The following is a 9400-nucleotide window of genomic DNA, read 5'->3' as shown; positions in this document are numbered from 1 at the left end:
CCCTTGTCGGTGGCCACGGCGATCGAGATGTCGGCATAGCCGTGGTAGATGATGTCGTCGCCGTCCACCGAGGCGTTGATGATCGGGTGGCGCTGCAGGGCGTTGGCGGCGGCGACCGCGCCTTCCTCGATGATCGCCAGCACCTGCTGGCTGGTCACGGTGTCGCCCTCGGAGAACTTGATCTCCTTGAGCACGCCGTCCACCGGCGAGGGGACTTCGAGCACGACCTTGTCGGTCTCCAGGTCCACGAGGTTCTCGTCGCGCTTGACCGCGTCGCCCGCCTTCTTGTGCCAGGTGGCGATGGTGGCGTCGGAGACGGATTCGGGGAGAACCGGAACTTTGACTTCGGTGGCCATGAGGGCGTCCTGATGTTTTTCTTGTCGGTGGGCGGTTATTCGGCGACGATCTGGTTGCCGAGCGGGTTGACCAGCGCGTCGGCGACCAGCTGCTGCTGCTCGGCGACGTGGTCGGCGAAGTGGCCGACGGCGGGCGACGGCGAGCGGCTGCGGCCGGCGTAGTGCAGGTTCTGGCCCTCGGCCAGGCAGGCCTGCAGGTGGTGCTTGATCTGGTACCAGGCACCCTGGTTCTGCGGCTCTTCCTGGCACCAGACCACGTCCTTGGCCTTGCCGTAGCGCTTGAGCTCGGCGCTCAGCAGTTCGCGCGGGAACGGGTACAGCTGCTCGACGCGGATCAGCGCCACGTCGTCCTGGCCGCGCTTCTGCGCGTCCTCCAGCAGGTCGTAGTAGACCTTGCCCGAGCACAGCACCACGCGCTTGACCTTCTTCGGGTCGGCCTCGCGGTCCGGGATCAGGAGCTGGAACTCGCCGTCGGCCAGCTCGTCCAGGGTGGAGACGGCCAGCTTGTGGCGCAGCAGCGACTTCGGGCTCATCACCACCAGCGGCTTGCGCGTGGTCATCTTCATCTGCCGGCGCAGCATGTGGAACGCCTGGGCCGGAGTGGTGGGCACGCACACCAGCATGTTCTCCAGCGCGCACAGCTGCAGGAAGCGCTCCAGGCGCGCCGAGCTGTGCTCCGGACCCTGGCCCTCGTAGCCGTGCGGCAGCAGCAGGGTCAGGCCGGAGATGCGGCCCCACTTGGCCTCGCCGGCGGCGATGAACTGGTCGATCACCACCTGGGCGCCGTTGGCGAAGTCGCCGAACTGGGCCTCCCAGATGTCCAGGGTGTTCGGGTCGGCGGTGGAGAAGCCGTACTCGAACGCCATCACCGCCTCCTCGCTCAGCAGCGAGTCGATGATGGTGGCGCGCTCGGGGCTGTCGACCAGCTGGCGCAGCGGGATGTAGTACGCGTCGGTCTTCTGGTCGTGGAGGATGGCGTGGCGGTGGAAGAAGGTGCCGCGGCCGGCGTCCTGGCCGACCAGGCGCACGCCGTGGCCCTCGGCCAGCAGGGTCGCGTAGGCCAGGTTCTCGGCGAAGCCCCAGTCGCACGGCATCTCGCCGGCGGTCATCTTCAGCCGGTCCTCGTAGATCTTGGCCACGCGCGGGTGCAGGGTGACGCCCTGCGGGATCGTGTTGATGATCTTGGCCAGCTGCACCAGCGTGCCCTTCCTGACCCGGGTGTCGACCGGGTCGGAGAGCTTGCCCGACAGGTACCTGGACCAGTCGATGGTCAGCTCGTAGTCCTCCGGCTTGGAGGGCGACAGCTCGGTGGTGACCTCGCCGGCGTCGAGCTTGGCGCGGTAGCCGTCCACCAGGGCACGGGCCTCGTCGGCGCTGACCAGGCCTTCCTTCTCCAGCTTGGCCGCGTACAGCTCGCGGGTGGTCGGGTGCTTGCGGATGGCCTGGTACATCAGCGGCTGGGTGGCCGCCGGCTCGTCGGCCTCGTTGTGGCCGTGGCGGCGGTAGCACACCAGGTCGATGACCACGTCCTTCTTGAAGGTCTGGCGGAACTCGTAGGCCAGCTTGGCCACGAACACCACCGCCTCAGGGTCGTCGGCGTTCACGTGGAACACCGGCGCGGCGACCATCTTGGCCACGTCGGTGCAGTACAGCGTGGAGCGGGCGTCCTCCTTGTGGCTGGTGGTGAAGCCCACCTGGTTGTTGACCACGATGTGGACGGTGCCGCCGACGGCGAAGCCGCGCGCCTGCGACATCTGGAACAGCTCCATCACCACGCCCTGGCCGGCGAAGGCGGCGTCGCCGTGGATCAGGACCGGCAGCACCTGCTTGCGCTCGGCGTCGCCGCGGCGCTCCTGGCGCGAGCGCGCCGAGCCGGCGACCACCGGGCCGACGATCTCCAGGTGCGAGGGGTTGAAGGCCAGGGCCAGGTGCACCGGCGCGCCCGGGGTGGCCACGTCGGCGGAGAAGCCCATGTGGTACTTCACGTCGCCGGCGTGGGCGCGGGCGTCGTGCTCGAACTTGCCCTCGAACTCGTCGAACAGCTTGCGCGGGTTCTTGCCGAGGGTGTTGACCAGGACGTTGAGGCGGCCGCGGTGGGCCATGCCGATCACGATGTCCTTGACGCGGTCGATGCCGGCCTGGCGGATGACGGTGTCCAGCAGCGGGATCAGGGAGTCGCCGCCCTCGAGCGAGAAGCGCTTCTGGCCGACGTACTTGGTGTGCAGGTAGCGCTCCAGGCCCTCGGCGGCGGTCAGGCGCTCCAGGATGCGCTTGCGGGTGTCGGTGTCGAGGCTGTAGTCGCCGCCGGCGGCCTCGAGGCGCTGGTAGAGCCACTGGCGCTGCTCCACCTCGGGGATGTGCATGAACTCGGCGCCGATCGAGCCTGTGTAGGTGGCCTTCAGGCGGGCGAGCAGGTCGCGCAGCTTCATGCGCGGCTTGCCGGCGATGCCGCCGGTGCTGAATTCGGTGTCCAGGTCGCGCTCGGACAGGTTGTGGAACTCCAGTCCCAGGTCCGGCGGATTCATGGGCGGCGTCAGGCCCAGCGGGTCGAGCCTGGCGCCGAGGTGGCCGCGCGAGCGGTAGGCGGTGATCAGACGGCCGACGTTGCGTTCGCGTTCGTCTCCGGCGGTGGTGGCGGCAGGCCCGGCGTTGGCGGCCTGGCGGGCGGCCTGGGCGACGTGTTCGATGACGGCCGAATGGGGGACGTCACCGGCCTCGCGGCCCTTGAACCCGTCGAAGTAGGCTCTCCACTTCGGATCTACGCTGTCGGGGGAGACCAGGTACTGCTCGTACAGGTCCTCGATGTAGGCGGCGTTGCTGCCGAGTTGCGAAGACTGCGCAAACTGCTTGAGTAGGTTGTCCACGATGAGGTCGCGTCTGGGAGGAGGACGGCCCGCGGGGGCGGGCACGACAGCCGCGAAAGTATAACCCTGCCGCGCGCGAAGGGGCGCGCGGAAGGGGCCTAGACCAAGGGATGTATCGGGCCTGTGTTCACACTCCCAGCACGCGGTACTCGCTGCAGGGACGGCTGCGCTCCCAGACCTCGTCGAACTCCCGGCGCAGGCGGCGCGCCGTGGCCGGGTCGTGGGTGCCGGCATCGCCCTCGAAAGCGTGGCCAAGCGGCCGGAAATAGGCGCCTCCGGCGTCGTTGAAGGCGTAGGCCGAGGGGTATTCGGTGTCGGCCGGGTCGTCCACCTGGCGGAAGGCGAGCACGCTGGGCAGGCGCTGGCCCAGCAGCAGCAGCGGGGCGCCGGCCTGCTGCGGGCCGAAGGCGTCCTGCAGCAGCACCCGCACCCGGCGTGGGCCGGGGCGCACGGCGAAACGGCGCAGGGCGTCCAGCACGTCGGCCCGGTCCAGCAGCCCCGAGTCCAGGGCCCGGGTGTACAGGCCCAGCTCGCGGCGGGCGCGGGCGGCCAGGCCCACCAGCGCCGCGGCCGCCGCCCCGGCGTCCTCCACCGGGCAGGTGCCGGACAGGGCCAGGCGCATGCGCCGGTGCTCGATCCCGGCCTCCAGGAACACCGGGCCGGTGGGAATGAAGCCAGCGCGGGCGTAGAACGGCAGGGCGTGGAGCTGGGCGTGCAGCTCGACCTGGGGCCAGCCGCGGCGGCGGGCCTCCTCCAGCAGCGCCTCCAGCAGCGACTCGCCGATGCCCCGGCCGCGCAGGCCGGGCAGCACCGCCATGCGGCCGATCCGCCGCTCCGGGGTCAGCCGCGCGGTGCCCACCACGCGGCCCTCGGCGTCGCGGGCGGCCACGTGGTAGCTCAGCGGGTCCAGGGCATCGCGCTCCAGTCCGGCGGGCACGCCCTGTTCGCGGATGAACACCACCTCGCGTATCGCGTGCAGCTCGGCGTGCTCGCGGGCGTAGTCGGCCGGGGCGACGCGGAAGCTCATGCCGGTTCGTCCTCCGCGTCCGGGTCCGCGGTCTCCAGCAGGAAGTGGCCGGCCTGGTACAGGGCGTAGACCGCGTCGCGGCCGGGCTCGGACAGGGCGGCATAGCCGCGGCCGTCCAGGCGGTCGGCGGCCGCCAGGCGCGCGGCGTCGCGCACCGGCACCGGCAGCACCATGCCGCTGCAGTACAGGCTGGCCCCGCGCCGGCTGCGCCGCCAGGCGGTGCGCGACCAGGGGGGGCGCACCAGCGCCGCGCCCTGCGACAGGTCCCACTCGACCTCGATGCGCGGGCGCGGCTCGGCCGGCGGGACGATGTCGCCGGCGGCGCGGTAGGTGGTGATGAAGCGGCCGAACCAGTCGCCCAGGCGGTCGGGGTCGTTCATGCGCAGGGCGTTGAGCGCCTCCACCACCCGGCGCATGGCCTCGGCGTCGATCTCGTACGGGTCGCGCGGGGCGGCCAGGTCCTCGTCGTGGTAGCGGATGTCCTCGTCGGCCTCGGCCACCAGCGCGTCCAGCCAGTCGGTGATCAGTTCGGCCGAGGAGGGCGCGCGCATGCCCACGCTGAAGGTCAGGCACGGGTTCACCGCGATGCCGTGGTGGGGCACGTTCGGCGGCAGGTAGAGCATGTCGCCCGGATCCAGCACCCAGTCGTGGGTGGGTTCGAAGCGGCGCAGCAGCTTGATCTCGGCGTCGTCGCGGAAGGCCAGGTCCGGCGCCGGGCGGCCCATGGCCACCGAGGCGTCGATCAGCCAGCGGCGCTGGCCGTGGGCCTGCAGCAGGAACACGTCGTACTGGTCCACGTGCGCGCCGACCGAGCCGCCGGTGGCGGCGAAGGAGATCATGATGTCGTCAATGCGCCAGCGCGGCAGGAAGCGGAAGTGCTCCAGCAGGGCGCGCACGTCCGGGTCCCACTTGTCCACGTCCTGCACCAGCAGGGTCCAGTCGTGGTCGGGCATGCCGGGGAAGTCCTCCTCGGCGAACGGGCCGGTGCGCAGGGTCCAGCGGTCGCCGGCGCGGTCGTGGCTGATGATGCGGGCCAGGGCCCCGTCTTCGCAGGCCAGGCCGGCCAGGTCCTCCGGGGCGACCGGGGTCTGGAAGCGGGGGAAGGCGTTGCGGATCAGCAGCGGCCGCTTCTGCCAGTAGTGGCGCAGGAAGCGCTCCGGTTCCATGCCCAGCGGGCCGTGGCCGGTGGCATCGATCTCGAACGGCAGGGCGCTCGGGGCGCGGGCGGTGGTCTTGCGGGTGGGGCGCTTGGTGGTCATCGGGCGGTCTCGTCGTGGCCGCGTGCGGGCCGGGCACGGGCCGTGGCCCACGCGGCGGGCGCACACGCCGTGCGGCCCCGGGGCCACACGTGCGGCTCCGGCCGCGGGCAGGGCATTGCGGGGCAGGATAGCGCAGGGGCAGGGGGCGGCCTTGAGCAGGGTCAAGGCGCCCAGGGGCCGGCGTGGGGACGGCCGGCCACCGGGGCCGGCCGCTGCGGGGTCAGATGGCGCGGGCCAGGCGCTCGGCCAGGCCGGTGTAGGTGGCCGGGGTCAGCTCGAGCAGGCGCTGGCGCGCCTCGGCCGGCAGGTCCAGGGACTGGATGAAGGCGCGCATGGCCTCCGCGTCGATGCCCTGGCCGCGGGTCAGGGCCTTGAGCTGCTCGTAGGGATTGGGCAGGCCGTGGCGGCGCATCACCGTCTGCACGGCCTCGGCCAGCACTTCCCAGGACGCGTCCAGGTCGGCCTGCAGGCGCTGCGGGTTGACCTGCAGCTTGCCCAGGCCGCGGGCCAGCGCGTCCAGCGCCACCTGGGTGTGGCCGAAGGCGGTGCCCAGGGCGCGCAGCACGGTGGAGTCGGTCAGGTCGCGCTGCCAGCGGCTGATCGGCAGCTTGGCCGAGAAGTGCTCGAACAGGGCGTTGGCCAGGCCGAGGTTGCCCTCGGCGTTCTCGAAGTCGATCGGGTTGACCTTGTGCGGCATGGTCGAGGAGCCGACCTCGCCTTCCTTGAGCTTCTGCCGGAAGTAGCCCAGCGAGATGTAGCCCCAGATGTCGCGTGCCAGGTCGATCAGGATGGTGTTGGCGCGGCGCACCGCGTCGCCCAGCTCGGCGATGTTGTCGTGCGGCTCGATCTGGGTGGTGTAGGGGTTGAACGGCAGGCCCAGGCCCTCGACGAAGCGGCGGGCGAAGGCCGGCCAGTCCAGCTCGGGGTAGGCGATGGCGTGGGCGTTGTAGTTGCCCACCGCGCCGTTGATCTTGCCGGTCAGCTGCACCGCGGCGATCTGCGCGCGCTGCCGCTCCAGGCGCGCCACCACGTTGGCGATCTCCTTGCCCAGGGTGGTGGGCGAGGCGGTCTGGCCGTGGGTGCGCGAGAGCATGGGCTGGCCGGCCTGCTCGTGGGCCAGGGCGCGCAGGCTGGAGAGGATGCCGTCCAGCGCCGGCAGCAGGACCGTGTCGCGGGCCTGGCGCAGCATCAGCGCGTAGGACAGGTTGTTGATGTCCTCGCTGGTGCAGGCGAAGTGCACGAACTCCAGGGCCGGGCCCAGCTCGGCGTCATCGCGCAGGCGCTCCTTGATGAAGTACTCGACCGCCTTGACGTCGTGGTTGGTGGTGCGCTCGATCTCCTTGACCCGGGCCGCGTCGGCCACGGAGAAGCCGTCGGCCAGGGCGCGCAGGCGCGCCTGGGCGGCCGCGGAGAACGGCGCCAGCTCGGCGATGGCCGGCTCGGCGGCCAGGGCCAGCAGCCATTCGACCTCGACCCGCACGCGGGCGTGGATCAGGCCGAATTCGGAGAAGATCGGGCGCAGCGCGTCGACCTTGCCGGCGTAGCGGCCGTCGAGCGGGGAGATGGCGAGGAGGGCGGATTCCGGCATGGAAGGCGGCGTGCGGGGACGGGAGCCGCATAGTTTAAGCCGTGGGCCCGGGCCGTGCCGGGCGGGCTGCCGTTCCCGGGCCCCCGGGGGGGGAAGGTGGGCGGAGCCGAGCGTGCCACGGCGTGGAACGGCGCCCCGCGCGCCCGGCGGTATGCTCGGGTCCATCCCCGCCACGCCGGAGACGGCCCATGAGTCCATCCCCCATCCGTTCCCGCGCCAAGGCCCCGCCGAAGCGGCCGGGTACCGCCGCGCCGGCCCCGCGCACCCGCACCGAGCACGACAGCATGGGCGAGCTGCAGGTCCCCGCCGACGCCCTGTGGGGCGCGCAGACCCAGCGCGCCGTGCAGAACTTCCCGGTCTCGGGGCGGCCGATGCCGCGCGGCTTCATCCGTGCCCTGGGCCTGGTCAAGGCCGCCGCGGCCGAGGTCAACGCCGGCCTGGGCCTGTTGCCGAAGAACCTGGCCGCGGCCATCCGCGCCGCCGCGCTGGAGGTGGCCGAGGGGCGTCACGACGCCCACTTTCCGGTGGACATCTACCAGACCGGTTCGGGCACCTCGTCCAACATGAACGCCAACGAGGTGATCGCCAACCTGGCCAACCGTTCCGGCCGCGCCGGCCGGCGTGCGGTGCATCCCAACGACCACGTCAACCTGGGGCAGAGCTCCAACGACGTGGTGCCCACCGCCATCCGCGTGGCCGCGCAGCTGGCGGTGGTGGAGGACCTGCTGCCGGCGCTGCGCCACCTGCGCCGCACCATCGACAGGCGCGCCCGTTCGCTGGGCCGCGTGGTCAAGACCGGCCGCACCCACCTGATGGACGCCATGCCGCTGACCTTCGCCCAGGAGTTCGGCGCCTGGGCCTCGCAGCTGAAGTCCGCCGAAGGCCGGCTGGAGGACGCGCTCAGGCGCCTGCGCCGCCTGCCACTGGGCGGCACCGCCATCGGCACCGGCATCAACGCCGATCCGCGCTTCGGCGCGCGCGCGGCCCGGGCGCTGTCCGCGCTGGCCGGCACCCGCTTCGAGAGCGCGCCGGACAAGTTCGAGGGCCTGGCCTCGCAGGACGACGCGGTGGAGCTGTCCGGCCAGCTCAATGCCCTGGCGGTGGCGCTGATCAAGATCGCCAACGACCTGCGCTGGATGAACTCCGGGCCGCTGGCCGGGCTGGGCGAGATCGAGCTGCCGGCGCTGCAGCCGGGCAGCTCGATCATGCCGGGCAAGGTCAACCCGGTGATCCCGGAGGCCACGGTGATGGCCTGCGCGCAGGTGATCGGCCACCACACCGCGATCACCGTAGCCGGGCAGAGCGGCAACTTCCAGCTCAACGTGACCCTGCCGCTGATCGCGGCCAACCTGCTGGACTCCATCCAGCTGCTGGCCAATGTCTCGCGCCTGCTGGCCGACCGCTGCATCGCCGGGCTGAAGGTGCGCACCGACGTGGTCAGGCGCGCGCTGGACCGCAACCCGATCCTGGTCACCGCGCTCAACCCGGTGATCGGCTACGAGAAGGGTGCGGCCATCGCCAAGCAGGCCTACCGCGAGGGGCGGCCGGTGCTGGAGGTGGCGATGGAGGTCACCGGCCTGCCGGAGAAGACCCTGCGGCCGCTGCTGGACCCGGCGCTGCTGGCGCGCGGCGGCATCCACGGCAAGCCGGGCGGCGGCGGATGAGCACCGCCGCCGGGGCGGCCGCCTAGCAGCTTGTTGAAATTCTCCCGCGCCAGAGCTTGCTTTCAAGCCCTCTGTTTGCGATATCGACCTCAGCCATAGTGGAGGGCGTGGGATGCGCGGTGCAGACGTCACTCAGGAATCGTTGTTCACGGTCGCCAAGCTCGCCGACTTCGTCCCGGCGAACCATCCGCTTCGATCCATTCGGGAGCTGGCCGATGAGGCGCTCAGGCGCATGAGCGGCCTGTTTTCGGCGCTGTACGCCGATACCGGCCGCGCCTCCATCGCGCCGGAGAAACTGATGCGGGCGCAGCTGCTGCAGCTGTTCTACTCGATCCGGAGCGAGCGGATGCTGATGGAGCAGCTCCACTACAACCTGCTGTTCCGCTGGTTCGTCGGTATCGCGATCGACGAGCCGGTCTGGGATCACTCCGTGTTCTCGAAGAACCGGGATCGTTTGAACGGAAAGGAGGTGGCGAGCGAGTTTCTGGCCGAGGTGGTGCGGTTGGCGGAAAAGCGGGGCCTGATGTCGGACGAGCATTTCTCGGTCGACGGCACGCTGCTGCAGGCGTGGGCCTCGCACAAGAGCTTCCGTCCCAAGGATGGGACGCCGAAGGACCCACCGGGTGGTGGGCATCGCAACGC

The 9400-nt window shown here is 71.4% G+C and carries 7 protein-coding genes; 2 read left to right on the top strand and 5 right to left on the bottom strand.

The window, feature by feature from the left end; translation table 11 throughout:
• The 5 genes from CR938_RS13000 to purB form a co-directional block, all read right to left on the bottom strand.
• On the bottom strand, window positions 1-356 hold a 356-nt coding region (locus tag CR938_RS13000; RefSeq protein ID WP_211365240.1), incomplete at its 3' end, for a biotin/lipoyl-containing protein.
• Between the two features lie 35 nt (window positions 357-391).
• Window positions 392-3220: a 2-oxoglutarate dehydrogenase E1 component gene (locus CR938_RS12995; RefSeq protein ID WP_162125410.1), complete on the bottom strand. Its 2829-nt coding sequence runs from the start codon at window positions 3218-3220 to the stop codon at window positions 392-394.
• A gap of 127 nt (window positions 3221-3347) precedes the next feature.
• Window positions 3348-4247, bottom strand: coding sequence for a GNAT family N-acetyltransferase (locus CR938_RS12990; RefSeq protein ID WP_162125409.1), 900 nt, complete (start codon window positions 4245-4247; stop codon window positions 3348-3350).
• Entirely contained in the window at window positions 4244-5506 is a 1263-nt protein-coding gene (locus CR938_RS12985) for a cupin domain-containing protein (RefSeq protein ID WP_162125408.1), read from the bottom strand. Before CR938_RS12985 ends, CR938_RS12990 begins: the two co-directional genes overlap by 4 nt.
• 220 nt (window positions 5507-5726) lie before the next feature.
• Entirely contained in the window at window positions 5727-7094 is a 1368-nt protein-coding gene (purB, locus tag CR938_RS12980) for an adenylosuccinate lyase (RefSeq protein WP_162125407.1), read from the bottom strand.
• A 188-nt stretch (window positions 7095-7282) separates the two neighbouring features.
• Here purB and CR938_RS12975 point away from each other — a divergent pair, with 188 nt between their 5' ends.
• Together CR938_RS12975 and CR938_RS12970 are read left to right on the top strand one after the other, a co-directional pair.
• Complete coding sequence (locus CR938_RS12975; RefSeq protein ID WP_162125406.1) at window positions 7283-8758, top strand: class II fumarate hydratase; 1476 nt, start codon at window positions 7283-7285, stop codon at window positions 8756-8758.
• A 112-nt stretch (window positions 8759-8870) separates the two neighbouring features.
• On the top strand, window positions 8871-9400 hold a 530-nt coding region (locus tag CR938_RS12970), incomplete at its 3' end, for an IS5 family transposase (RefSeq protein WP_162125405.1).

Origin of the sequence: Pseudoxanthomonas taiwanensis, assembly GCF_010093135.1 — a bacterium.
Lineage (GTDB): Bacteria > Pseudomonadota > Gammaproteobacteria > Xanthomonadales > Xanthomonadaceae > Pseudoxanthomonas > Pseudoxanthomonas taiwanensis.
The sequence above is the reverse complement of the archived record's forward strand: the minus strand, read 5'-3'. Positions and strand labels throughout refer to the sequence as shown.

Excerpts from the sequence above, each read along its gene's own strand:
- purB (WP_162125407.1), bottom strand. The coding sequence starts at position 7,094 with ATGCCGGAATCCGCCCTCCTCGCCATCTCCCCGCTCGACGGCCGCTAC.
- CR938_RS12975 (WP_162125406.1), top strand. The coding sequence starts at position 7,283 with ATGAGTCCATCCCCCATCCGTTCCCGCGCCAAGGCCCCGCCGAAGCGG.
- CR938_RS12985 (WP_162125408.1), bottom strand. The coding sequence starts at position 5,506 with ATGACCACCAAGCGCCCCACCCGCAAGACCACCGCCCGCGCCCCGAGC.
- CR938_RS12990 (WP_162125409.1), bottom strand. The coding sequence starts at position 4,247 with ATGAGCTTCCGCGTCGCCCCGGCCGACTACGCCCGCGAGCACGCCGAG.